Annotated in this window: 21 protein-coding genes; 8 read left to right on the top strand and 13 right to left on the bottom strand. The window is 72.5% G+C overall.

The window, feature by feature from the left end; all coding sequences use genetic code 11:
• Window positions 1-44: 44 nt before the first annotated feature.
• Window positions 45-716, top strand: coding sequence for a lysophospholipid acyltransferase family protein (locus tag ACWGH0_RS13695; protein ID WP_069929641.1), 672 nt, complete (start codon window positions 45-47; stop codon window positions 714-716).
• A 153-nt stretch (window positions 717-869) separates the two neighbouring features.
• On the opposite strand, the gene ACWGH0_RS13700 is transcribed toward ACWGH0_RS13695, so the two are convergent.
• From ACWGH0_RS13700 to ACWGH0_RS13720, 5 genes are all read right to left on the bottom strand, one after another.
• Entirely contained in the window at window positions 870-2,420 is a 1,551-nt protein-coding gene (locus ACWGH0_RS13700; protein WP_453404347.1) for an MFS transporter, read from the bottom strand.
• Window positions 2,417-2,968 carry a TetR/AcrR family transcriptional regulator gene (locus tag ACWGH0_RS13705; protein WP_453404348.1) on the bottom strand — a complete coding sequence of 184 codons (552 nt, stop codon included), beginning with the start codon at window positions 2,966-2,968 and terminating at the stop codon, window positions 2,417-2,419. Before ACWGH0_RS13705 ends, ACWGH0_RS13700 begins: the two co-directional genes overlap by 4 nt.
• 63 nt (window positions 2,969-3,031) lie before the next feature.
• Entirely contained in the window at window positions 3,032-4,003 is a 972-nt protein-coding gene (locus ACWGH0_RS13710) for an aldo/keto reductase (protein WP_453404390.1), read from the bottom strand.
• Window positions 4,004-4,069: 66 nt separating this feature from the next.
• Window positions 4,070-5,497, bottom strand: a complete 1,428-nt coding sequence (argH, locus tag ACWGH0_RS13715; protein ID WP_453404349.1) for an argininosuccinate lyase — start codon at window positions 5,495-5,497, stop codon at window positions 4,070-4,072.
• Window positions 5,498-5,581: 84 nt separating this feature from the next.
• Window positions 5,582-6,775, bottom strand: coding sequence for an argininosuccinate synthase (locus tag ACWGH0_RS13720; protein ID WP_453404350.1), 1,194 nt, complete (start codon window positions 6,773-6,775; stop codon window positions 5,582-5,584).
• A 181-nt stretch (window positions 6,776-6,956) separates the two neighbouring features.
• Between ACWGH0_RS13720 and ACWGH0_RS13725 the strand changes: the two genes are divergently transcribed.
• Both ACWGH0_RS13725 and ACWGH0_RS13730 read left to right on the top strand, forming a co-directional pair.
• Complete coding sequence (locus ACWGH0_RS13725; protein ID WP_453404351.1) at window positions 6,957-8,315, top strand: NAD(P)/FAD-dependent oxidoreductase; 1,359 nt, start codon at window positions 6,957-6,959, stop codon at window positions 8,313-8,315.
• A gap of 127 nt (window positions 8,316-8,442) precedes the next feature.
• Entirely contained in the window at window positions 8,443-9,333 is an 891-nt protein-coding gene (locus tag ACWGH0_RS13730) for a DMT family transporter (RefSeq protein WP_453404352.1), read from the top strand.
• A 45-nt stretch (window positions 9,334-9,378) separates the two neighbouring features.
• On the opposite strand, the gene ACWGH0_RS13735 is transcribed toward ACWGH0_RS13730, so the two are convergent.
• From ACWGH0_RS13735 to rox, 6 genes are all read right to left on the bottom strand, one after another.
• Window positions 9,379-9,921, bottom strand: coding sequence for an arginine repressor (locus ACWGH0_RS13735; protein ID WP_138895349.1), 543 nt, complete (start codon window positions 9,919-9,921; stop codon window positions 9,379-9,381).
• 5 nt (window positions 9,922-9,926) lie between these two features.
• A complete protein-coding gene (locus tag ACWGH0_RS13740) occupies window positions 9,927-11,141 on the bottom strand; it encodes an acetylornithine transaminase (RefSeq protein ID WP_453404353.1) in 1,215 nt (404 codons plus the stop codon).
• A complete protein-coding gene (gene argB / locus ACWGH0_RS13745; protein WP_453404354.1) occupies window positions 11,138-12,043 on the bottom strand; it encodes an acetylglutamate kinase in 906 nt (301 codons plus the stop codon). Before argB ends, ACWGH0_RS13740 begins: the two co-directional genes overlap by 4 nt.
• A complete protein-coding gene (gene argJ / locus ACWGH0_RS13750; RefSeq protein ID WP_453404355.1) occupies window positions 12,040-13,206 on the bottom strand; it encodes a bifunctional glutamate N-acetyltransferase/amino-acid acetyltransferase ArgJ in 1,167 nt (388 codons plus the stop codon). The genes argB and argJ overlap by 4 nt, the downstream gene beginning before the upstream one ends.
• A 106-nt stretch (window positions 13,207-13,312) precedes the next feature.
• Window positions 13,313-14,341, bottom strand: coding sequence for an N-acetyl-gamma-glutamyl-phosphate reductase (gene argC, locus ACWGH0_RS13755; RefSeq protein ID WP_453404356.1), 1,029 nt, complete (start codon window positions 14,339-14,341; stop codon window positions 13,313-13,315).
• A 156-nt stretch (window positions 14,342-14,497) separates the two neighbouring features.
• Window positions 14,498-15,925, bottom strand: a complete 1,428-nt coding sequence (gene rox / locus ACWGH0_RS13760) for a rifampin monooxygenase (RefSeq protein WP_453404357.1) — start codon at window positions 15,923-15,925, stop codon at window positions 14,498-14,500.
• 266 nt (window positions 15,926-16,191) lie between these two features.
• Here rox and ACWGH0_RS13765 point away from each other — a divergent pair, with 266 nt between their 5' ends.
• Window positions 16,192-16,776: a YdeI/OmpD-associated family protein gene (locus ACWGH0_RS13765; protein ID WP_453404358.1), complete on the top strand. Its 585-nt coding sequence runs from the start codon at window positions 16,192-16,194 to the stop codon at window positions 16,774-16,776.
• Between the two features lie 190 nt (window positions 16,777-16,966).
• Window positions 16,967-18,124 (top strand): methyltransferase, encoded by a 1,158-nt coding sequence (locus ACWGH0_RS13770; RefSeq protein ID WP_453404359.1) that lies wholly within the window; start codon window positions 16,967-16,969, stop codon window positions 18,122-18,124.
• 30 nt (window positions 18,125-18,154) lie between these two features.
• Here the strand turns inward: ACWGH0_RS13770 and ACWGH0_RS13775 are convergent, their stop codons facing one another.
• A complete protein-coding gene (locus ACWGH0_RS13775) occupies window positions 18,155-19,597 on the bottom strand; it encodes an aminotransferase-like domain-containing protein (protein WP_453404360.1) in 1,443 nt (480 codons plus the stop codon).
• Between ACWGH0_RS13775 and ACWGH0_RS13780 the strand changes: the two genes are divergently transcribed.
• Both ACWGH0_RS13780 and ACWGH0_RS13785 read left to right on the top strand, forming a co-directional pair.
• Window positions 19,596-20,537, top strand: coding sequence for a DMT family transporter (locus ACWGH0_RS13780; protein WP_453404361.1), 942 nt, complete (start codon window positions 19,596-19,598; stop codon window positions 20,535-20,537). The two genes, ACWGH0_RS13775 and ACWGH0_RS13780, sit on opposite strands and share 2 nt — an antisense overlap.
• Window positions 20,538-20,665: 128 nt before the next feature.
• Entirely contained in the window at window positions 20,666-20,857 is a 192-nt protein-coding gene (locus ACWGH0_RS13785; protein ID WP_453404362.1) for a DUF1918 domain-containing protein, read from the top strand.
• A 32-nt stretch (window positions 20,858-20,889) separates the two neighbouring features.
• Here the strand turns inward: ACWGH0_RS13785 and ACWGH0_RS13790 are convergent, their stop codons facing one another.
• Entirely contained in the window at window positions 20,890-22,134 is a 1,245-nt protein-coding gene (locus ACWGH0_RS13790; protein WP_453404363.1) for a glycoside hydrolase family 10 protein, read from the bottom strand.
• A 168-nt stretch (window positions 22,135-22,302) separates the two neighbouring features.
• On the opposite strand from ACWGH0_RS13790, the gene ACWGH0_RS13795 reads away from it, so the two are divergent.
• Window positions 22,303-23,163 carry a 3-hydroxybutyryl-CoA dehydrogenase gene (locus ACWGH0_RS13795; protein WP_453404364.1) on the top strand — a complete coding sequence of 287 codons (861 nt, stop codon included), beginning with the start codon at window positions 22,303-22,305 and terminating at the stop codon, window positions 23,161-23,163.
• Window positions 23,164-23,627: the final 464 nt, after the last annotated feature.

The raw sequence follows: 23,627 nt of genomic DNA on the forward strand, positions 1-23,627 counted from the left end.
AACAGGCCGCCGAGCCCCACCCGGCCATGACACCGGAGGAACCGTTGTCCCGTCTCGCGCTCATCAAGGCAGTGCTCGGACCGATCCTGCGCCTGATGTTCCGCCCACAGGTGGAGGGCGCCCAGAACATTCCCGGGACCGGTCCGGTCATCCTGGCGGGCAATCACCTGACGTTCATCGACTCGATGATCATGCCGATCTGCTGCGACCGGCAGGTGTACTACATCGGCAAGGACGAGTACGTCACGGGCAAGGGGCTGAAGGGCCGGCTGATGGCCTGGTTCTTCACCAGCTGCGGCATGATCCCGGTGGACCGCGACGGCGGCCGGGGCGGCGTGGCGGCGCTGATGACCGGCCGCCGGGTGCTCGAAGAGGGCAAGATCTTCTCGATCTACCCGGAGGGCACCCGCTCTCCCGACGGCCGCCTGTACCGGGGCCGCACGGGCATCGCCCGCCTGACGCTGATGACCGGCGCGCCCGTGGTGCCGTTCGCGATGATCGGCACGGACAAGCTCCAGCCGGGCGGCGCGGGCCTGCCGCGCCCCGGCAAGGTGACCGTGCGCTTCGGCGAGCCGATGGAGTTCTCGCGCTACGAGGGCATGGACCGCGACCGCTACGTGCTGCGCGCCGTGACGGACTCCGTCATGGCCGAGGTCATGCGGCTGTCCGGCCAGGAGTACGTCGACATGTACGCGACCAAGGCGAAGGCGGCCTGAGCGCGGCCGCCCAGGGCGGCGGCACAAGCAGGGCCCGGGGGCCGGTCACCGAAGGGTGACCGGCCCCTTCCGCGTACGCCGCCGGAGCGGCGCCCTGCCTCGGGACACCTCCGCCCGCCCGAGCTGCCGTCGTGGCGGCCTCGGCGGCCCGCGTCAGGGGATGTCGTCGACGATGCCCTTCGCCAGCTTCTGGCCGCGCAGCATGAACCACGCGGCGACCGCTGTCGCGAACAGCACCACGGAGCCCACCCACGCGCCCGCCTGGAAGCCGTCGGTGAACGCGTCCTGCGCCGCCGCCACGAGCGAGGCGCCCTGGTCGGCCGGGAGGGACTCGGCCGCCTCCACGGCTCCGCCGAGGGAGTCGTGAGCGGCGTCCGCCACGTCGGGGGGCGTTCCGGCGGGCACGGCGAAGCTGCGGTAGATGCCCGTCACGATCGACCCGAGCAGCGCGATGCCGAGCGCCGCGCCCAGTTCGTACGCCGTCTCGGAGACGGCCGAAGCGGCTCCCGCCTGTTCCTTGGGAACGCTGGAGAGGATGACGTCCGCCGTCACGGTGAAGGCCAGGCCCGCCCCGATGCCGCCGACGACCATGGCCGCGACGAGCATCGGCACGCCCGTGTCGGCCGTGACGACGGTGCAGGTCAGCAGGCCGAGTCCGAGTGCGAACAGGCCGCCGGTCACCGCGCTGCGGACCGACACCCTGCGCGCCACGTAACCGGCCGCGAGACCGGCGGCCACCGCCCCGGCCGCCGCGGGCAGTTCGATGAGACCCGATTCCAGGGGGCTGCGCTCCTGGACGAGTTGCAGGAACTGAGAGAGGAAGAAGACCAGGCCGGAGAGGCCGAGGATGGTCAGGAGGTCGGCGAGGACCGCGCCGGAGAACCCCCGGTGGTGGAAGAGCCGTATGTCCAGCAGGGGCGAGGGAAGGGTGAGCTGGCGCCGTACGAACCAGAAGAGCGCCCCCAGCCCGGCCAGCCCGATGAGCCCGATCCCCCAGGCGAGGCCGTGCGCCGCCGCCTCTTTCACGGCGTATACGAAGCTGACGATGCCGACGAGTGAGAGTCCGACGCTGAGCAGGTCCCAGGGGCCCGGCGACGGGTCCTTGGACTCGGGCAGCAGTTTGCTGCCGACGACCACGAGGATCAGCATCACCGGCACGTTGATGAGGAAGACCGAACCCCACCAGAAGTTCTCCAGGAGGAAGCCGCCGACGACCGGGCCGACGGCCGCTCCGGCCGAGGCCGCCGCGCCCCAGACGCCGATGGCGAAGCTGCGTTCCTCGGCGTTGTGGAAGATGTTGCGGATCAGCGCGAGGGTGGACGGCATCAGCGTCGCACCGGCCACGCCGAGCAGCGCGCGGGCGAGGATCATCATCTCGGGGCTGCTGGCGTAGGCGTTCAGGACGGAGACCGCGCCGAACGCGACCGCGCCGCTGAGCAGCAGCTTCTTTCGGCCGATCCGGTCGCCGAGGCTGCCCATCGAGACGAGCAGACCGGCGATGACGAACGAGTAGATGTCGCCGATCCACAGCAGCTGGGTGCCCGACGGCTGAAGGTCCTCGCTCAGGAAGGGCGTCGCCAGGCCGAGGACGGTCGCGTCGATGGCGACCAGCAGCACGGCCAGCACCAGGACGCCCAGGGCAAGCCAGCGGCCGGGATGGTGGACGGCGTTGCGCGCCATCTGGTGCCGGCCGCTACTGGTCATTGCTCCACGTTCCGACGTGCTCCGCCGAGCAGCAACTCGACGATCATGTACTGGAAGTCCTTGGCCGCGACCCGGCCGTCCTGGACGGCCCACGCGCAGGTGCCGATGAGCCCGTACAGCGCCTCGGTCAGCCAGGCGGGGGTGAGGTCGATCCGGAACTCGCCCTGCTGCTGTCCGCGCCGGAAGTGCGCGGAGACCCGCGCGTCCAGACGGCCCCATCCCTCGTTGACGTGGGCGCCCTCGAAGAGCTGGTTCTCGGTGACGAGGAAGGCGAGCAGTCCGGCGGCGGGCTCGATCCCGGCGACGAGGCGGCGCAGCCCTTCCTCGGCGGAGCCCTCGTCGAGCCGGGCGGCGTCGAGAGCCGCCTCGAACTCGCGGATGCCGAGCACTTCGAGGGCCTTCACCAGGGCGTCGCGTCCGGCGAAGTGGCGGTGCAGGGTGGCACGGCCGATGCCGGCCGACTTGGCGACCTCGTCCATGGTCGCGGTCGCCTTGCGGGAGAGAAGGGCGGCCGCGGTGCGGAGCACCTGCTCGCGATCGACAGTCATGAGACAACGATAACCCAAATGAGACAGCGATGTCTCGCGCCGTTCATCCGGGGCCGGCGCGGCTCAGCTCCAGGGCAGTTCCGAGCGCCGCTTCCAGTACGCCGCCGGCTCCTCCGCCAGTGTCGCGAGGCGGGCCGCCTGCTCCTCGTCGAGGTCGACCACGGCCGCGTGCAGGTTCGACGACAGCTGCACCGCGTTCGCCGCGCCCGACAGGACCACGCCCGCCCAGGGCAGCCGCAGGAGCGCCGCGATGGCCACGGCGTCGCACGTGGAGCCCGTCTCCTCGGCGACGGCCCGCAGGGCGGGCGGCGCCTCGGGGCCGGCGAGCCTGCCGTTGCCCAGGGGCTCCTTGACGATCACGGTGAGGCCCGCGTCGTGGGCCTCGGCCAGCGCCGCGGCCGCCGACGGCTCCAGCAGGTTGTACGTGGCCTGGACCGTGCGGAACAGCGGTTCGCCGTCCACCGTCACGGCGAGCGCGGCCCGCACGGCCTCCGCCTGACCGGGACCGCTCGTGGAGATGCCGACCGTGACGCCACCGGCGGCGTACTCCGCCAGCAGCGCGTGCAGGGCTGGGTCCGTGAGCGCCGGGCTCTCGGGGGTGACGGAGTGGATCTGGTACAGGTCCAGCCGCTCGCCCAGCAGCTCGCCGGTCTCGGCCCGCTGCCGCTCGAACGCCGCCGCGCTGTGGTCCTTGACCTCGTGGACCTCCGCGTCGGTGCGCCAGTCGCCGGTGTACGCGTAACCCCACTTGCTGCCGACCACGACGTCCCGCACCTCGGGCCTGCCGCGCAGCCACTGCGCGAGGAACTCCTCCGCGCGGCCGTAGGAGCGGGCGACGTCGAGATAGCGGACGCCCTGCGCGTAGGCGGCGTCCAGCAGTTCGTGGGCGCGCTCGCGCAGGGCGTCGGGGGTGCGGTCGCCGGGCAGGTCACGGTCCCGGTGGGGCGTGATGTACGCCGGACGGCCGACGGCCGCGAGGCCGAGTCCGAAGTGGGCGGTGGCAGTGGTCGCCGCCGACAGCCGGGCGAACGGCATCGTGGCCTCCTCGCGGGTTCGGTCGAGCACGGTCCCTCACCACCGTACTCAACCGGACCGCGAGGTTCAGTTCTTGGCGGTGGCCCAGGCGTGCTGCTTCGCCAGATCGGCCTTCACCTCGGCGAGCTGGGCGGCGACCGCCGAGGGAGCGGTGCCGCCGCGCCCGTCGCGGGAGGCGAGGGCGCCGGCCACGTTCAGGACCGTACGCACCTCGGGGGTGAGGTGCGGCGAGATCTTCGCGAACTGCTCGTCGGTGAGCTGGTCCAGCTCGATGCCGTGCCGCTCGCACTCCTTGACGCACTCGCCGGCGACCTCGTGCGCCACCCGGAACGGCACGCCCTGCTTGACCAGCCACTCCGCGATGTCGGTGGCGAGCGAGAAGCCGGCCGGGGCCAGTTCCTCCATGCGCTCGCGGTTGACGGTGAGGGTGGCCATCATGCCGGTGAAGGCGGGCAGCAGGACCTCCAGCGTGTCGCAGGAGTCGAAGACGGGCTCCTTGTCCTCCTGGAGGTCGCGGTTGTACGCGAGGGGCAGCGCCTTCAGGGTCGCCATCAGGCCGGTGAGGTTGCCGATGAGGCGGCCGGACTTGCCGCGCGCCAGCTCCGCGATGTCCGGGTTCTTCTTCTGCGGCATGATCGAGGAGCCGGTGGAGAAGGCGTCGTGGAGGGTGACGAAGGAGAACTCCTTCGTGTTCCAGATGATGATCTCCTCGGCGATCCGGGAGAGGTTGACGCCGATCATGGCGGTGATGAACGCGAACTCGGCGACGAAGTCGCGCGAGGCCGTGCCGTCGATCGAGTTGGCGGCGGAGCCGTGCTCGAAGCCGAGGTCGGCGGCGACCGCCTCCGGGTCGAGGCCGAGCGACGAGCCCGCCAGCGCGCCCGAGCCGTACGGCGAGACGGCCGTGCGCTCGTCCCACTGGCGCAGCCGCTCCGCGTCCCGGGACAGGGACTGGACGTGCGCCAGGACGTGGTGGGCGAAGAGCACCGGCTGGGCGTGCTGGAGGTGCGTACGGCCGGGCATGGCGACGTCCGCGTGCGCCTCGGCGAGGCCCACGAGGGCGTCCTGGAGCTCGGCGATCAGACCGCCGATGACACGGGCGTGGTCGCGCAGGTACATCCGGAAGAGCGTGGCGACCTGGTCGTTGCGGGACCGGCCGGCGCGCAGCTTGCCGCCGAGGTCGGCGCCGAGGCGCTCCAGGAGGCCCCGCTCCAGGGCGGTGTGGACGTCCTCGTCGGCGATGGTGCCGACGAACGAGCCGTCCGCGACGTCCGCCTCCAGCCGGTCCAGGCCCGCCAGCATGCGCGTCAGCTCGTCGGCGGTGAGCAGCCCGGCCTTGTGGAGCACGCGCGCGTGGGCACGGGAGCCGGCGATGTCGTACGGCGCGAGCCGCCAGTCGAAGTGGACGGACGCGGACAGCTTGGCCAGGGCCTCGGCCGGTCCGTCGGCGAAACGGCCGCCCCAGAGCCGGACGTCACCGTTGTTGCTGCTCACAGCTACTGCTCCTCAGGGATGGGGATGTGCGACCGCCTCCCCACCCCTTGCGGGTCGGGAGGCGGGCTGTCGAACGAGTCTCGGTTACGCGAGGTCACGCTTCGCGGCGATCTTCGACGACAGGCCGAAGATCTCGATGAAGCCCTGCGCCTTGGACTGGTCGAACGTGTCGCCCGAGTCGTACGTCGCGAGGTTGAAGTCGTACAGCGACTCGTCGGACTTCCGGCCGGTGACGACGGCGCGGCCGCCGTGCAGGGTCATCCGGATGTCGCCGGTGACGTGCTGGTTGGCCTCGTTGATGAAGCCGTCCAGGGCGCGCTTGAGCGGGGAGAACCACAGGCCGTCGTAGACCATCTCGCCCCAGCGCTGCTCGACCTGCCGCTTGTAGCGGGCCAGCTCGCGCTCGACGGTGACGTTCTCCAGCTCCTGGTGGGCGGTGATCAGCGCGATCGCGCCCGGGGCCTCGTACACCTCACGGGACTTGATGCCGACCAGCCGGTCCTCGACCATGTCGATCCGGCCGATGCCCTGGGCGCCGGCGCGCTCGTTGAGCTGCTGGATGGCCTGGAGGACGGTGACGGGCTTGCCGTCGATGGCGACCGGGACGCCCTCCTTGAAGGAGATGACGACCTCGTCGGCCTCGCGCGGGAGCGCCGGGTTCGAGGTGTACTCGTAGATGTCCTCGATCGGGGCGTTCCAGATGTCCTCCAGGAAGCCCGTCTCGACGGCGCGCCCGAAGACGTTCTGGTCGATGGAGTACGGGGACTTCTTGGTGGTCGCGATCGGGAGGTTCTTCTCCTCGCAGAAGGCGATCGCCTTGTCCCGGGTCATCGCGTAGTCGCGGACCGGGGCGATGCACTTCAGGTCGGGACCGAGCGCGGAGATGCCGGCCTCGAAGCGGACCTGGTCGTTGCCCTTGCCCGTGCAGCCGTGAGCGACGATCGAGGCGCCGTGCTTGTTGGCGGCGGCGACGAGGTGCTTGACGATGGTCGGCCGCGAGAGGGCGGAGACCAGCGGGTAGCGGTCCATGTAGAGGGCGTTGGCCTTGATCGCCGGGAGGCAGTACTCGTCGGCGAACTCGTCCTTGGCGTCCGCGACCTCGGCCTCGACGGCACCGCAGGCGAGCGCGCGCTTGCGGATGACGTCCAGGTCCTCGCCGCCCTGGCCGACGTCCACGGCAACGGCGATGACCTCGGCGCCCGTCTCCTCGGCGATCCAGCCGATGGCGACGGAGGTGTCCAGGCCGCCCGAGTAGGCGAGTACGACGCGCTCGGTCACGGGTTTCTCCTTACGATGCATGCGGTGATGGGTATAAGTATGCACTCCACCGTATGTTTCGTCAACGCGCTCGCCGGCCCGTGCGGAAGCCGCCCGAATGCACCGCGCCGGCGGGCGGCGGCCCGCTCGTACGCCGAGGGTGGGGGGAACGCTGTCGCGAGCCGTAAGGAGCCGTGGACCTATGACGCGACCGAAGATCCTCGTGGTGGGCGCGGGATTCGCCGGTGTCGAGTGCCTTCAGCGGCTGGAGCGCAGGCTGGCTCCGCGCGAGGCCGAGCTGGTGCTCGTGTCGCCGTCCGACTACCAGCTCTACCTGCCGCTGCTGCCGCACGTGGCGGCCGGGGTCCTCACCCCGCAGTCGGTCGCCGTGTCGCTGCGCCGCAGGCTGCGGCGTACGCGCATCTGCCCCGGCGGGGCCATCGGCATCGACGCCGAGGCCAAGGTGTGCGTGGTCAGGAAGGTAACCGGCGAGGTGATCGCGGAGCCGTACGACCAGCTCGTCCTGGCGGCCGGGAGCACCACCCGCACCTTCGACATCCCCGGTCTGCGCGACCACGGGCGCGGCATGAAGTCGCTGGCCGAGGCGGCGTACCTGCGCGACCACGTCATCGCGCAGCTGGACATCGCCGCCGCCACGACGGAGGAGGCGGAGCGCGCCGCGCGGTTGCAGTTCGTGGTGGTCGGCGGCGGGTACGCCGGCGTCGAGACGGCCGCCTACCTGCAACGCCTCACGTCCGCCGCCGTCCAGCGCTACCCGCGTCTGGACCGCGCGCAGATCAGGTGGCATCTGGTCGACGTGGCCCCGCGCCTGCTGCCCGAGCTGGGCGAGAAGCTGGGCGAGAAGGCGATGGCCACCCTGCGCCACCGGGGCATCGAGTTCTCCCTGGGCACGTCGGTCGCCTCGGTCGACGCCACCTCGGTCAAGCTCACGGACGGCCGCACGCTGCCCTCGCACACCCTGATCTGGACCGCCGGCGTCTCCGCGAGTCCCCTGGTGGCCACGCTCGGGGCCGAGACGGTGCGCGGCCGTCTCGCGGCGACGCCCCAGCTGACCGTCCCCGGTTTCGACGGGCTGTTCGCGGCGGGCGACGCGGCCGCCGTACCGGACCTGGCGAAGGGCGGCGACGCCGTGTGCCCGCCGACCGCCCAGCACGCCCAGCGCCAGGGCAAGGCCCTCGCGGACAACATCATGGCCCGGCTGCGCGGCGCCCCGCTGAGGCCGTACGTGCACAAGGACCTCGGCCTGGTCGTGGACCTCGGCGGCGTCGACGCGGTCTCCAAGCCCCTGGGCCTGGAGCTGCACGGCCTGCCCGCGCAGGCGGTGGCCCGCGGGTACCACCTGCTGGCGCTGCCGACGGTGACCGCGCGGACCCGCGTGATGACGAACTGGACACTGAACGCCGTGGCGGGCGACGACTTCGTCCGCACGGACTTCCAGTCCCGCAGGCCCGGCACCCTCCAGGACTTCGAGAACGCCTCCTCCTACCTGACGCCGGCGCAGGTGCGCGAGCACAGCAGGCCGCTGACCGCCGGACGCTGACGGGCGGCCGGGTCCCGGCCGTCAACGGCTGCGGTGGCCCGCTCGCCCGCGTGGCCCGTGCCCGCTCGCGCCCCGCTGGGTTCGTGCGCGGGATGACAGCAGCTCCCCCGACCGCGGAGGCCCACCGGTGCACCTTCTGCTGCCCGTCCTGTTCTCGCTGGGCGCGGCGCTCAGCAATGCCCTGGCCACGGTGCTGCAACGCATGGCCGCGCTGAGCGTGCCCCGTTCCGAGGGACTGCGCGCGGGGCTGCTGCTGGACCTGCTGCGGCGGCCCGTATGGCTGGCGGGCATCGCCGCGGTGATCGCGGCCGGCGTGTGCCAGGCGGTGGCCCTGGCCACGGGACCGCTGACGATCGTTCAGCCGCTCTTCGTCCTCGAACTGCCCTTCGCGCTGGTCATCGCGTCCGTCGTGATGCACCGGGGCCTGCCGGGCCGGGGCTGGGCCGCCGTCGCGGCCGTCGTGGTGGGGTTGGGCGTCGCGCTCGCCGCCGCGTCGCCCTCGGGCAACCGCACCGACGTCCCACCGGACCGGTGGGTGGTGGCGCTCGCCGTCTGCGCGGGGGCGGTCGTCGCGCTCACCCTGGCGGCCCTGCGGCGCCCCGAGGGCCGGGCGCGCGCGGCCTGCTTCGGGGCGGGCACGGCCATCAGCTACGCGCTCACCGCGGCGCTGATGAAGGAGTCGATGCACACGCTGGACGACCACGGGGCGGTGGCGTTCCTGACCGCCTGGCAGACGTACGGGTTCGCCGCGGCCGGGTTGGTCGCCCTCTTCCTCCTCCAGAACGCCATGCAGGCCGGGCCGCTGGTCGCGTCGCAGCCGGCCCTCACCCTCGGCGACGCGACGGTGAGCCTGGCGCTCGGCATCCTGCTGTACGAGGAACACGTCCGTACGGGCTGGTGGCTGGTGCCCGAGCTGCTCGGCGTCGCCCTGGTGGCGGCGGGAGTGGTCGCGCTCGCGCGCGTCCCCCTGACCACGTCGCTGATGGCCCCCGACACCCCGGCGCGGGCCGCTCCCTGACGGGGGCCCGCGCGGGCCCCTCGGGCCGGCGCGGGCGTCCGGGCTCTAGCGGTCGTTCTGGGCCAGGCGCAGCAGGTGGTCGGCCAGCGCCTGGCCGCCCGCCGGGTCGCGGCTGATCAGGAGCAGCGTGTCGTCGCCCGCGATGGTGCCGAGGATGGCGTTCAGCTCGGCCTGGTCGATCGCCGAGGCCAGGAACTGGGCGGCCCCCGGCGGCGTACGCAGGACGACGAGGTTGGCCGACGCCTCGGCGGAGATGAGCAGTTCGCCGGAGAGGCGGCGCATCCGCTCCTCCTTGGCCGACTCCCCCAGCGGCGCGTGCGGGGTGCGGAAGCCGCCCTCGCTGGGCACGGCGTAGATCAGCTCGCCGCCCGTGTTGCGGATCTTCACCGCGCCCAGCTCGTCGAGGTCGCGGGAGAGCGTCGCCTGGGTGACGCTCAGCCCGTCGTCGGCGAGGAGCTTCGCCAGCTGGCTCTGCGAGCGCACCGGGGCGCGGTTCAGGATGTCCACGATCCGGCGGTGCCGGGCGGTGCGGGTCTGCGGTACGGCAGGGCCGCCGTGCTCGTTGTCCTGCGCCTGCGCCTCGGTCATCGGTGTCATTCTCCGGCTCGTCGGTCCCCGTGTGCGATGTCGAGAACGCCGGGAAGTGCCCGGAGGAACGATTCCACCTCGGCGTCCGCGACGACGAACGGCGGCATGAGCCGTACGACATCGGGTGCGGGCGCGTTCACCAGGTAACCGGCGTCCTGAGCCGCCTGCTGCACCTGGGGAGCAAGCGACTCGGTGAGCACGATACCCAGGAGCAGGCCGGCCCCACGGACGTGGGAGACGAGCGGGTGCCCGAGTGACTCGATTCCGTCCCGCAGCTTCTCCCCCATCCGCTTGACGTGGTCGAGCAGTCCGTCGGCGGCGACGGTGTCCAGTACGGCGAGTCCCGCGGCGCACGCGACGGGGTTCCCGCCGAAGGTCGTGCCGTGCTGGCCGGGCCGCAGCAGGTCCGCCGCGGGGCCGAAGGCGAGCGTCGCGCCGATCGGGAGGCCGCCGCCGAGGCCCTTGGCGAGCGTGACGACGTCGGGTTCGACGGCCTCGTGCCCCTGGTACTCGAACCAGTGTCCCGTCCGCCCGATGCCCGTCTGCACCTCGTCGAGGACGAGCAGGGTGCCGGTGGCCCGGGTGATCTCGCGGGCGGCCGTCAGGTAGTCCTCGGGCGGCACGACGACGCCGATCTCGCCCTGGATCGGCTCGATGATCACCAGCGCGGTGTCGGTCGTGACGGCGGCGCGCAGCGCGTCGGCGTCACCGTACGGGACGTGCGTGACGTCGCCGGGGAGGGGCAGGAAGGGGGTCCGCTTGGCTTCCTGGCCGGTGAGGGCGAGGGAGCCCATGGTGCGGCCGTGGAAGCCGCCGTGGGTGGCGACCATGTGCGTACGGCCGGTCAGGCGCCCGATCTTGAAGGCGGCCTCGTTGGCCTCGGCGCCCGAGTTGCAGAAGAAGACGCGGCCGGGCCGGCCGGAGATCTGGATCAGCCGCTCGGCCAGCGCGAGGGGCGGCTCGGCGATGAACAGGTTCGAGACGTGGCCGAGGGAGGCGATCTGGCCGGACACGGCCTCGACGATCGCGGGGTGGGCGTGGCCCAGCGCGTTCACGGCGATGCCGCCGACGAAATCGGCGTATTCCTTGCCGTCGGCGTCCCACACCGTGGCGCCGAGACCGCGTACGAGGGACAGCCCGGGGGTGCCGTAGTTGTCCGTCATGACGCCCTGCCAGCGCTGCTTCAGCTCCTGCCCCGCGGTCGGTGCGTGCTGCGTCACCGCGTTCCCCCCTCGTGTTCGTCGGGCACGACCATCGTGCCGATGCCCTCGTCGGTGAAGATCTCCAGCAGGATCGAGTGCTGTACGCGGCCGTCGATCACGCGGGCGGTGTTGACCCCGTTGCGTACGGCGTGCAGGCAGCCCTCCATCTTGGGGACCATGCCGCTGGAGAGCTCGGGCAGCAGCTTCTCCAGCTCCCTGGCGGTGAGCCGGCTGATGACCTCGTCACTGTTCGGCCAGTCCTCGTAGAGCCCTTCGACGTCGGTGAGGACCATCAGAGTCTCCGCGCCCAGCGCGGCGGCGAGCGCGGCCGCAGCGGTGTCGGCGTTGACGTTGAACACGTGGTGGTCGTCGGCGCTGCGGGCGATGGACGAGACGACCGGGATGCGGCCGTCGTCGAGCAGGGCCTGGATGGCGCCGGTGTCGATGGCGGTGATCTCGCCGACCCGCCCGATGTCGACGCTCTCGCCGTCGATCTTCGGGAAGTGCTGGGTGGCGGTGATGGTGTGCGCGTCCTCGCCGGTCATGCCGACGGCGAGCGGTCCGTGCTGGTTGAGCAGCCCGACCAGTTCGCGCTGCACCTGGCCGGCCAGGACCATGCGTACGACGTCCATCGCCTCGGGCGTGGTGACCCGCAGGCCCGCCTTGAACTCGCTGACCAGGCCGTGCCGGTCGAGCTGCGCGCTGATCTGCGGGCCGCCGCCGTGCACGACGACCGGCTTGAGACCGGCGTGCCGCAGGAAGACGACGTCCTGGGCGAAGGCGGCCTTGAGGTCCTCGTCGACCATGGCGTTGCCGCCGAACTTGATGACGACGGTCCGGCCGTGGTGCCGGGTGAGCCACGGCAGCGCCTCGACGAGGATCTGCGCCTTGGGCAGTGCGGTGTGCTTGCGGGCGCTCATGAGCTGTACGCGCTGTTCTCGTGGACGTAGTCGGCGGTCAGGTCGTTGGCCCAGATGACCGCCGACTCCTCGCCCTCGGCCAGGTCCGCCGTGATCCGGACCTCCCGGTACCGCATGTCGACGAGGTCGCGGTCGTCGCCGACGCTGCCGTTGCGGCAGACCCACACACCGTTGATGGCCACGTTGAGCCGGTCCGGGTCGAACGCGGCCTTCGTGGTGCCGATCGCGGACAGGACACGGCCCCAGTTGGGATCCTCGCCGTGGATGGCGCACTTGAGGAGGTTGTTGCGGGCGATGGAGCGGCCCACCTCGACGGCGTCGTCCTCGCTCGCGGCGCCCACGACCTCGATCCGGATGTCCTTGCTGGCGCCCTCCGCGTCGCCGATGAGCTGGCGGGCCAGGTCGTCGCAGACGGTGCGTACGGCCGCGGCGAACTCGTCGTGGCCGGGCGTCACTCCGGACGCGCCGGAGGCCAGCAGCAGGACGGTGTCGTTCGTCGACATGCAGCCGTCGGAGTCGACCCGGTCGAAGGTCTGGCGGGTGGCGTCGCGCAGCGCCCCGTCGAGCACGTCCGCCTCGACGTCGGCGTCGGTGGTCAGCACCACGAGCATCGTCGCCAGCCCCGGCGCGAGCATGCCCGCGCCCTTGGCCATGCCGCCGACCGTCCAGCCGTCGCCGCCCGCGACGGCCGTCTTGTGGACGGTGTCGGTGGTCTTGATGGCGATCGCGGCCTTCTCGCCGCCGTGCGGGGAGAGTTCGGCCGCGGCCTTCTCGATGCCGGGCAGGAGCTTGTCCATGGGCAGGTTGATGCCGATGAGTCCCGTGGAGGCGACGGCGATCTCACCGGCGCCGTGGTCGCCGCCCGCCGAGCTCAGCACCTCGGCGGCCTTCTCGGCGGTGGCGTGGGTGTCCTGGAAGCCCTTGGGGCCCGTACAGGCGTTGGCGCCGCCGGAGTTGAGGACGACGGCGGAGATCCGGCCGCCCTTGACGACCTGCTCGGACCACAGGACCGGCGCGGCCTTCACGCGGTTGGAGGTGAAGACGCCCGCGGCGGCCAGGCGGGGCCCGTTGTTGACCACGAGGGCCAGGTCGGGGTTGCCGCTGTCCTTGATTCCCGCGGCGATGCCCGCCGCGGTGAATCCCTTCGCTGCCGTGACGCTCACTGCATCTCCTCGTTCGCCCCGCCGCTGTGGCGGCTGTTGTCTCTGTCGTCCGCGCGCGGCGCGGCCTTCGTCGTGCTCCGCGGCCCGGCGGTCGCGGGCGCGTCGCTCACGGAGCCACTCCCGTGGTGGGAAGACCCGTCTCCTCGGGAAGCCCGAGCGCGATGTTCATGCTCTGCACCGCGCCGCCCGCCGTGCCCTTGGCGAGGTTGTCGATGGCGCTGATCGCGACGACGCGGCCGGCCGCCTCGTCGTACGCGACCTGGATCTGGACGGCGTTGGAGCCGTACACGGAGGCGGTCGCCGGCCACTGCCCCTCCGGGAGGAGGTGTACGAAGGGCTCGTCCGCGTACGCCTTCTCGTACGCCTCCCGTACGCCCGCCGCCGTCACGCCCGGCCGCGCCTTGGCGCTGCACGTGGCGAGGATGCCGCGGGACATGGGGGCCAGCGTCGGGGTGAAGGAGACGGTGACCGGCTCCCCCGCGGCGGCGCTGAGGTTCTGGATCATCTCCGGCGTGTGGCGGTGGCCGCCGCCGACGCCGTACGGCGACATCGAGCCCATCACCTCGCTGCCGAGCAGGTGCGGCTTGAGCGCCTTGCCCGCGCCGGACGTGCCGGTCGCGGCGACGATCACGGCGTCGGGCTCGGCGAGCTTCCCCGCGTATGCCGGGAAGAGCGCGAGCGAGACGGCGGTCGGGTAGCAGCCGGGCACGGCGATCCGCCTGGACCCTTCGAGCGCGGCCCGGGCTCCGGGCAGCTCGGGCAGGCCGTAGGGCCAGGTGCCGGCGTGCGGGGAGCCGTAGAACTTCTCCCAGTCGGCGGCCTCGCGCAGCCGGAAGTCGGCGCCCATGTCGACGACGAGCACGTCGTCGCCGAGCTGCTCGGCGACGGCGGCCGACTGGCCGTGCGGGAGCGCGAGGAACACGACGTCGTGCCCGGCGAGCACCTCGGCGGTTGTCGGCTCCAGCACGCGTGCGGCCAGCGGCAGCAGGTGCGGCTGGAGGGATCCCAGGCGCTGACCGGCGTTGGAGTGGCCGGTCAGGGCGCCGATCTCCACGCCGGGGTGGGCGAGCAGGAGGCGGAGCAGCTCCCCGCCCGCGTATCCGCTCGCTCCTGCCACTGCTGCGCGTACCGCCATCGAAAAATCCTCCTCGTCGATGGCATGACTATACGCACCACCGCACTTTTATGCAACGAAGTGTTGCGGGAAACGGGCCGGCCGGCCGTGCGGGCCGGTACCGGGCGGGCCGGCCCCCAGGCCACCCGGGTGCGACTTCCGCCCGGCCGGCCGTGCTCAGCCGGTGGCGGAACCGAACCACGTGGGCAGCGCGCCGAGCAGCCCCTTCTGGTCGTCGCCGGCCCACGCCACGTGGCCGTCCGGCCGCAGCAGCACCGCGGGCGCCTCCAGTTCCTCGCTCACGTCGACGACGTGGTCGACCCGGTCCTCCCAGCCGGCCACCGAGAGGCGGCCGGTCTGGTCCAGCAGCAGCCCGCGCCCGCCGCGCGTCAGCTCGTAGAGGCGGCCTCGCTTCAGCCCGACGTCCCGCATCCGGCGGCCCAGCAGCTCGTGGTCCCCGCCGAAGTCGTAGCGGACCGCGATGGCGGTGATCTTCTCGATGAGGTGCCGGTTCACCTCCTCGAAGTCCATCAGTTCCGCGAGGATCCGGCGCACCGCGCGGGCGCCCGGCTCGGTGGACATCAGCTGCATCTGCGCGCGGGTGTTGTCCAGCACGTCGGCGGCCACCGGGTGCCGTTCGGTGTGGTAGCTGTCCAGCAGCCCGTCGGGCGCCCAGCCGTTGACCTCCGCGGCCAGCTTCCAGCCGAGGTTGAACGCCTCCTGGACGCCGAGGTTGAGCCCCTGTCCGCCGGTCGGCGGGTGGATGTGCGCCGCGTCGCCGGCCAGCAGCACCCGGCCCACGCGGTAGCGCTCGGCCAGCCGGGTGGCGTCGCCGAAGCGGGAGATCCAGCGCGGTGAGTGCACGCCGAAGTCGGTTCCGGCGACCGCCCGCAACCGCTGCCCGAGCTCGTCGAGGGTCGGCGCGGCCGTCCGGTCCTCGGCCACCCCGTCGGCGGGGACGACCACGCGGTACACCCCCTCCCCCAGCGGCATGAAGCCGAACCGCAGCTGGGTCTTGCGGACTTCGGCCGCGGCGGCCGCCAGCTCCTCCGGCCCCACGCCCACCTCCACCTCGCCCAGCAGCGTCTCGACCCGGGACGGCTCGCCGGGAAAGCCGACGCCGAGCAGTCTGCGCACCGTGCTGCGGCCGCCGTCGCAGCCGACGAGGTAGCGCGAGCGCAGCCGCGTGCCGTCGGCCAGCTCGACGGTCACACCCTCCTCGTCCTGGCTCAGCCCGACCAGTTCGCGGCGCCGCCGGATCTGCGCGCCGAGTTCCGTGGCGTGCTCGGTCAGCAGCCGCTCGGTGACCTGCTGCGGGATGGCGAGGACGTACGAGTGCGCGGTGTCCAGCCGCTCGGGCCACGAGGTGCCCAGGCCGGCGAAGAAGCCGCCGACCGTGAACTGCCTGCCGTGCGCGAGGAACCGCTCCAGCAGTCCGCGCTGGTCCATCACCTCGACACTGCGCGCGTGCAGCCCCTGCGCCCGGGACTGCGTCGTCGGCTCCGCCTCCTTCTCCAGCACGAGCACGTCCACCCCGTGCAGCCGCAGCTCGCCCGCCAGCATCAGACCGGTCGGTCCGCCGCCGGCGATGATCACGTCTGTCATACGTCCCCCTCGTTCCCCATGGCCCACGCCGGCCGACCGCTCGGCGCGGCCCGCCACCGGGCGCGCGACCGCGCCTCACGTGCCCGGCCGGTCCCCGATGTGCGCGGATTCCGGCTTCGACGGGAGATTCTGCGGCAGGACGGGGGTCTTGCCGCAAGGCCCCCAGTGCGCTATAGGTTGAGAGTGGCAAGGAGAGCACGATCTCCTTGCCCTTGTTTTTTGTGCGTACCAACTGCCGTACGGCGGGCGGCGATAGCCTGAGCCGCGTGGACGAACGCGAGCTTGACGGAGTGGAGATCATCGCCTTCGCGGACAGCGGGGCGTTCGAGGGCTGGCTGGCCGTGCACCACACGCGCACCGAGGGCGTGTGGATCAAGGTGGCCAAGAAGAAGTCCGGCATCGCGTCGGTCACGGACGACGAGCTGGTCGACATCGGGCTGTGCTACGGGTGGATCTCCGGGCAGCGGCGGTCGCTCGACGCCCAGTACTACCTGCAGAAGTACGTGCCCCGCCGGCCCAGGAGCCTGTGGTCACGCGTGAACGTCGACAAGGTCGCGGCGCTGACGGCCGCCGGCCGGATGCGCGAGCCCGGCCTGGCCGAGGTCCGCAGAGCGCAGCAGGACGGGCGGTGGGCGGCGGCGTACGAGTCCCAGCGGACCGCGGCCGTGCCCCCCGATCTCGCGGCGGCGCTGGAGGCCGACCCGGCGGCCCGCAAGGCGTTCGAGGCGCTGGACAGGAGTGGCCGCTACCAGGTAATCCTGCCGCTGTTGCAGGCGCTCACGCCCGAAGCCCGGCAGGTCCGGCTCGACCGGGCGCTGCGGCTGCTGTCGGGCGGCGAAGGGGCGGGGTGACCCGGGCGGGGGGAAAGCGGCGTACGGCCTGCGCTCCGGTCGTTTCCCTCATCGGCGTCTTCGCCCCGGCCGGCCGACCGGCCGCCCCCGCACCTGGTCTGCGCACCCCGGCGGCAGGGCGCCGGCGGTCGCCCGCCCCTGCCCGGGACGGGAGTGGGAGCGGCGGGCGCTCGGATAGCCTGAGGGCACAATGAACCATTTGACGACGTCACACGGCGAGTACGACCTCGTCCGCTTTCCCGAGGACCCCCGCGACCGCCTCCGCGCCTGGGACGCGGCCGACGCGTACCTGCTGCGGCACCTCGAAGGCGCGGACGACGCCCCGCCCGTGGACCTGGCGGGCTCCGTCGTCGTGGTCGGCGACCGCTGGGGCGCGCTGGCGACCGCCCTCGCCCGGTACCGGCCGACCCAGATCAGCGACTCGTTCCTCGCCCAGCGGGCGACCCGGGTGAACCTGGAGCGCAACGGGGCCGACGTGTCGGCCGTACGGCTGCTCTCCACCCAGGAGCCGCCGCCGGAGCGGATCGACGTCCTGCTGATCCGCGTGCCCAAGAGCCTGGCGCTGCTGGAGGACCAGTTGCACCGGCTCGCCCCGCACGTCCACGCGGGCACCGTCGTCGTCGGCACGGGGATGGTCAAGGAGATCCACACCTCGACGCTCAAGCTGTTCGAACGGATCCTCGGTACGACGCGGACGTCGCTCGCGGTGCGCAAGGCGCGGCTCATCTTCTGCACGCCGGACCCGGACCTGGCCCGGGGCAGCGACCCCTGGCCGTACACGTACACCCTGCCCGCCGACGCCGGCGCGGCGGGCGGCCTCACCGTGACCAACCACGCGGGGGTCTTCTGCGCCGAGCGGCTCGACATCGGCACGAGGTTCTTCCTGGGGCACCTCCCCCCGCGCCGGGGGCCCGAGCGGGTCGTGGACCTCGGCTGCGGCAACGGTGTGGTGGGGACGGCGGCGGCCCTGGCCAATCCCGAGGCGGAGCTCACGTTCACCGACGAGTCGTTCCAGGCGGTGGCGTCGGCCGAGGCCACGTTCCGGGCGAACGCGGGAGCGGACCGCAAGGCGGAGTTCCTGGTGGGCGACGGCCTGTCGGGCGTGCCGGAGGGGACGGTCGACCTCGTGCTGAACAACCCGCCGTTCCACAGTCACCGGACCACGACGGACGCGACGGCGCGGCGCATGTTCGGCGGGGCGCGGGACGCGCTGCGCGCGGGCGGCGAGCTGTGGGTGGTCGGCAACCGGCATCTGGGCTACCACGTGACGCTGCGCCGCATCTTCGGCAACAGCGAACTGGTGGCGAGCGACCCGAAGTTCGTCGTCCTGCGCGCGGTGAAGCGGTAGCGCGGGACGGACCGGGGCCCCGTCCCCGTCCTACGCCGCCCCCCGCAGGTCCTCCCACGCGCCGCGCAGCCGCCGCACCCCCTCCGTGATCTCCGCCGGGCCCGCGACGCCCGCGTAGCTCAGCCGCAGGTGCGCGGCCGTCGGTTCGGCGCTGAAGTACGGGCGGCCGGGCGCGATCGCGACGCCCGCGCGCAGCGCCGCCGAGACCACGGCGGTCTCCTGCGCGCCGTCGGGCAGCCGCAGCCACAGGTGGTAGCCGCCGGCCGGGATGTGCGGCAGGGCCAGGTCGGGGAGGCCGAGGCGCAGGGCGGCCGCCATGGTGTCCCGGCGGGTCCGCAGCTCGTGCGCCACCGTCCGCAGGTGCCGGGGCCAGGCCGGCGACCCGACCAGCTCCACGGCGGCCTCCTGGAGCGGCCGGGGCACGAAGAAGTTCTCCACCACCTGGATGGCCCGCAGCCGCTCCAGCACCGGCCCCCGGGCCGCGAGGGCGCACACCCGGAAGCTCGGCGAGGTCGCCTTGGTGAGCGAGCAGACGTGCACGACGACGCCGTCGTGGTCGTCGGTGGCGAGCGGCCGGGACAGCGGCCCCGCGTCGTCGTGGACCAGCCGCCGTACGAAGTCGTCCTCGACGACGAAGGCCCCCGCCTCCCGGGCGATGCGCAGGACCTCGGGGCGGCGCTCGGCCGAGAGCACCGCCCCGGTCGGGTTCTGGAAGAGCGGCTGGCAGACGAAGACGCGGGCGCCGGTGGCGCGGAACGCCGCGGCGAGCAGTTCGGGCCGTACGCCGTCGGAGTCCACCGGCACCGGTACCGGGCGCAGTCCCGCCGCGCGGGCGATCGCCAGCATGCCGGGGTACGTCGGCGACTCCACCAGCACCGGCGCACCGGGCGGCGCCAGCGCGCGCAGGGCGGTCGTCAGGGCGCTCTGACCGCCGGCGGCGATGAGCACTTCGGCGGCCGTGATCGCGCCGCCGATGCCCCGGGCGAACCACTCGCGCAGTTCGAGGACGCCGTCGGTGGGCGGTCTCCCCCAGGCGCCGGGGCGGCGGCCGGCCCGGGCGAGGGCGGCGGCCATGGCGCGCTCGGGCTGGAGGGCGGCGTGCAGGTAGCCGCTGTTGAACTCGATGACGCCGGGCGGCGGCGCCGCGAGCGTCACCAGGACGCCGGACGCGTCGACCGAGCGCGGGACGAGGTCGGTGGCCCCGTCCGCGCTGAGCGCGACCTCCTGCCAGGACGTGTCGCCGGGCGCCGCCGCGTCCGGGCGGGGCTCGGCCCGGAAGGCGCCCGCGCCGGGACGGGTGACGACCAGGCCCTCGGCGGCGAGCTGGGCCAGGGCGCGCGAGACCGTCACGGGGCTCACCCGGTAGCGCTCGACCAGCACCCGGCTCGACGGCAGCTTTCCACCTGGCGAGTAGCGGTTCAGCTCCCGCTTCAGGGATTCTGCCAAATCCATGACACTGCTACGCTCATGCATGACAGCACAGAATAGCGCTATCGGCACCAGGACAGTAGCGGTCAGCAGCGGCACGGGGCACGGCCTTCCGGCAGCGAAGGGCTCGGCGCGCACTGGAACCCTGCTCGCCGCCCTCGGCGTCACCGCCTTCTCGCTCACCTTCCCGGCCACCGCCTGGGGCCTCGAAAGTTTCGGCCCCTGGTCGCTCGTGGCCGTACGCAGTGTCCTCGCGGCACTCGTCGCCGGGGCCGCCCTGCTCGCCCTGCGCATACCGGTGCCCGCCCGCCGCCACTGGGCGGGGCTGGCCGTGGTCGGCGGCGGGGTCGTCGTCGGTTTCCCGCTGCTGACCACCCTCGCGCTCCAGACGTCCACCACGTCCCACGCCGCCGTGGTGGTGGGTTTGCTGCCCCTGACCACCGCGGCCCTGTCGGCGCTGCGGACCGGCGCCCGGCCGTCCCGCGCCTTCTGGGCTGCGGCCCTCGCCGGCGCGGCCGTGGTGATCGCGTTCACCCTGGGGCAGAGCGGCGGCGCGGTGTCCACCGGGGACCTCTTCCTCTTCGGCGCGCTGCTGGTCTGCGCCGCCGGCTACACCGAGGGCGGGCGGCTCGCGCGCGAGATGCCGGGCTGGCAGGTCATCGGCTGGGCGCTGGTCCTGTGCCTGCCGCTCGCCGTGCCGGCGGCTGCCGTGGCGCTCACCCTGGAGCCGGTGCACCTGACCGCGCACGGCGTCACCGGGCTGCTGTGGGTCGCGATCGGTTCGCAGTTCCTGGGCCTGCTCGTCTGGTACCGCGGCATGGCGGAGATCGGCGTGTCCCGGGCCAGTCAGCTCCAGCTCGCCCAGCCGTTGCTGACGCTGTTCTGGTCGGTCGTCCTGCTCGGCGAGCACCTCTCCCCCGCCGCCCCGCTCGCGGCCGTCGGCGTACTCGTCTGCATCGCGGTCACCCAGCGCGCCCGGACCTGAACCGGCCCGGTCCGCACGCCACGACGGCCCGGGCTTAGAGGACCGGACGGGCGTACGGAAAGCGCCGACTCCGTCCGCCGGTCATAGACTGGCCGTACCTAGAGTCCGCCTCCAGAAGGGCACTTCCGATGCAAGCGAGCGTGGGCGACCAGCTGCTGGTGCACGGCAGGACCGTGGGTCACGAGGACAAGGTCGCGAAGATCGTCGAGGTGCTGGGTTCCGAGGGCACTCCGCCGTACCGTGTCCGCTTCGACGACGGGCACGAGGCGCTGGTCTCGCCGGGCCCCGACTCCGTCGTACGGCACACGGAGCACGGCTGAACGGCACCATAGGACCGCGAGGGCCGGGACGGTCAGGCGGGCGGCCTCACCCGGGACGGGTAGTGGTCCGCCACCACCCGGTCCATCGCCCCGACACGGTCGGCCGCGACCTCCTTCGCCGAGAAGAAGACGTGGCCGCGCACCTGCGGGTAGTCCTCGGCGAAGGTCAGATGGCGGGACAGCTCGGCCGGATCCTGCCAGGCGGCGGGCTGCGCCGGGTCGCCGGCCTTGTAGAGCGCCTCACCGGCGTAGAGGTCGACGCCGGTGCCGCGCACGGTCCGAGCCCACCACGGCACCAGCTTCGCGTAGTCGGCGGCCTCGAAGCCGATGTTCCAGTAGAGCTGCGGCACGATGTAGTCGATCCAGCCCTCCCGCACCCACTTGCGCGTGTCCGCGTGCAGATCGTCGTACGTCTGCACGCCCGCCCGGGTCGGTGAGCCCAGGGGGTCGGTCGAGGCGTTGCGCCACACCCCGAAGGGGCTGATCCCGAAGCGGACCTTCTTGCCCTTCTTCTTGACCGCCCTGATCCGGGCCGCCGTCTCGCTGACCAGCCGGTCGGTGTTGTCGCGCCGCCAGGCGGCCCTGTCCGGGAATCCGGCGCCGTGGCGCGCGTACGCCTCGTCGTCGGCGAAGACCTGCCCGGCCACCGGGTACGGGTAGAAGTAGTCGTCCCAGTGCACGGCGTCGACGTCGTAGCGCTCCACGGCGTCCAGCATGGCGTCCTGGACGAAGCGCCTGACCTCCGGCAGCCCCGGGTTGTAGTACAGCTTGCCGCCGTAGGGCAGCACCCAGTCCGGGTGGACGCGTGCCGGGTGCGACTCCACGAGCCGCGAGGGGTCGGTGTGGTTCGCCACGCGGTACGGGTTGAACCAGGCGTGCAGCTCCAGGTCCCGGCGGTGCGCCTCCTCCACCGCCGTCCCCAGCGGGTCCCAGCCCGGATCCCGGCCCTGGACGCCGGTGAGGTACTGCGACCAGGGTTCGTACGGCGAGGGCCACAGCGCGTCGGCGGTGGGCCGCACCTGGAAGACCACCGCGTTCAGCCTGCGCCGCACCGCCGTGTCCAGGTGGGCCAGCAGCTCGGCCTTCTGCTGGTCGGCGGTCAGGCCGGCCCGGGAGGGCCAGTCGCGGTTGGCGACGCTCGCCAGCCACATTCCGCGGAACTCGCGCCTCGGTTTCCTGCGCCGCGCTCCGGGCGCCGCCGCGGCGTCCCCGGCCACCGCCAGCACGGACAGCGCCCCTGCCGCCGCCAACAACCCTCTTCGACCGATGTGAACCATATGTCGCCCCTTACTGGTGCATACGTCCCGTCGTATCCGCAGAGCATGCCCGCCCCGGCCCCTCACGCACACGTGGGTCCGGAGTAACGTCGGGGGCCGAGGCGGGCACCGGCACAACCGGTGCCTGCCGAACTGTTGATCAGCGAAAGGCACGATGTGACGGACTCCATGGCGGATGTGCAGCGCGTCGGAGTGGTGGGCTGCGGCCAGATGGGCGCGGGCATTGCCGAGGTGTGTGCCCGCAGCGGCCTCGAGGTGAAGGTCGCCGAGACCACGGGCGAGGCCCTGGAGATCGGCCGCACCCGGCTCTACAACTCCCTCTCGAAGGCCGCCGAACGCGGCAAGATCACCGAAGAGGAGCGCGACGAGACCCTCGCCCGCCTCAGCTTCACGACCGACCTCGGGGAGTTCGCCGACCGCGACCTCGTCATCGAGGCCGTCGTCGAGAACGAGTCGATCAAGACGGAGATCTTCCAGGTCCTGGACCAGGTCGTGACCCGGCCGGACGCGATTCTCGCCTCCAACACCTCCTCGATCCCGCTGGTGAAGCTGGCCGTCGCGACCTCGCGTCCGGACCAGGTCATCGGCATCCACTTCTTCAACCCGGCGCCGGTGCAGAAGCTCGTCGAGCTGATCCCCGCGCTGACCACCTCCGAGGAGACGATCAAGCGCGCCGAGGCCGTCGTGCAGAACGTGCTCGGCAAGCACGCGATCCGCGCCCAGGACCGCTCCGGCTTCGTGGTCAACGCGCTCCTGATCCCGTACCTCCTCTCGGCGATCCGGATGTTCGAGTCCGGCATCGCGAGCCGCGAGGACATCGACAACGGCATGGAGCTGGGCTGCGCCCACCCGATGGGCCCGCTGAAGCTCGCCGACCTCATCGGCCTGGACACGGTCGCCTCGGTCGCCGACTCGATGTACTCGGAGTACAAGGAGCCGCTGTACGCCGCTCCCCCGCTGCTCCAGCGCATGGTGGACGCGGGCCGCCTCGGCCGCAAGACGGGCTCGGGCTTCTACCCGTACGACTGACCGCCCGACCGCGGGTCTGGCGCTCACGCTGCCGGGCCCGCGGGGGCACGTTCTCCGAGGTCAGGACCGTGTGCGGCCCCGAACGAGCCTCGCCTTCTACTGCCGACCCGGCTCCGTGCCGGAGCGCTGCGGAGCGACGGCGCGGATGCGCGAGTCCGAAGCCCTGGGCCTTTCAGCGCTGTCGCAGACTTCCGTGCTTGTACTGCGAAAACTCCCTCGGATGTCCCTCCGACAGAGCTGAAAGTCCCTGAAAAGTCCCTGGCGACTCCAACTCAGGCCTACGCATTACAAGACCGAGAGCGGTCGTGCCGGGTGGTGCCGCACCATGTTTCCTGATGACGTTTTCCCAGATCAGACCATGTGCGGCAGTCTCCCCCGTGCGGCCTCGTACTGGCTCGTCCCACCTTGAAGCGGAGACACCCGCACTGACCTTGTAGGCGAATCCGCCTACAAGGTCACTCACA

The organism is Streptomyces sp. NPDC054887, from assembly GCF_053610585.1.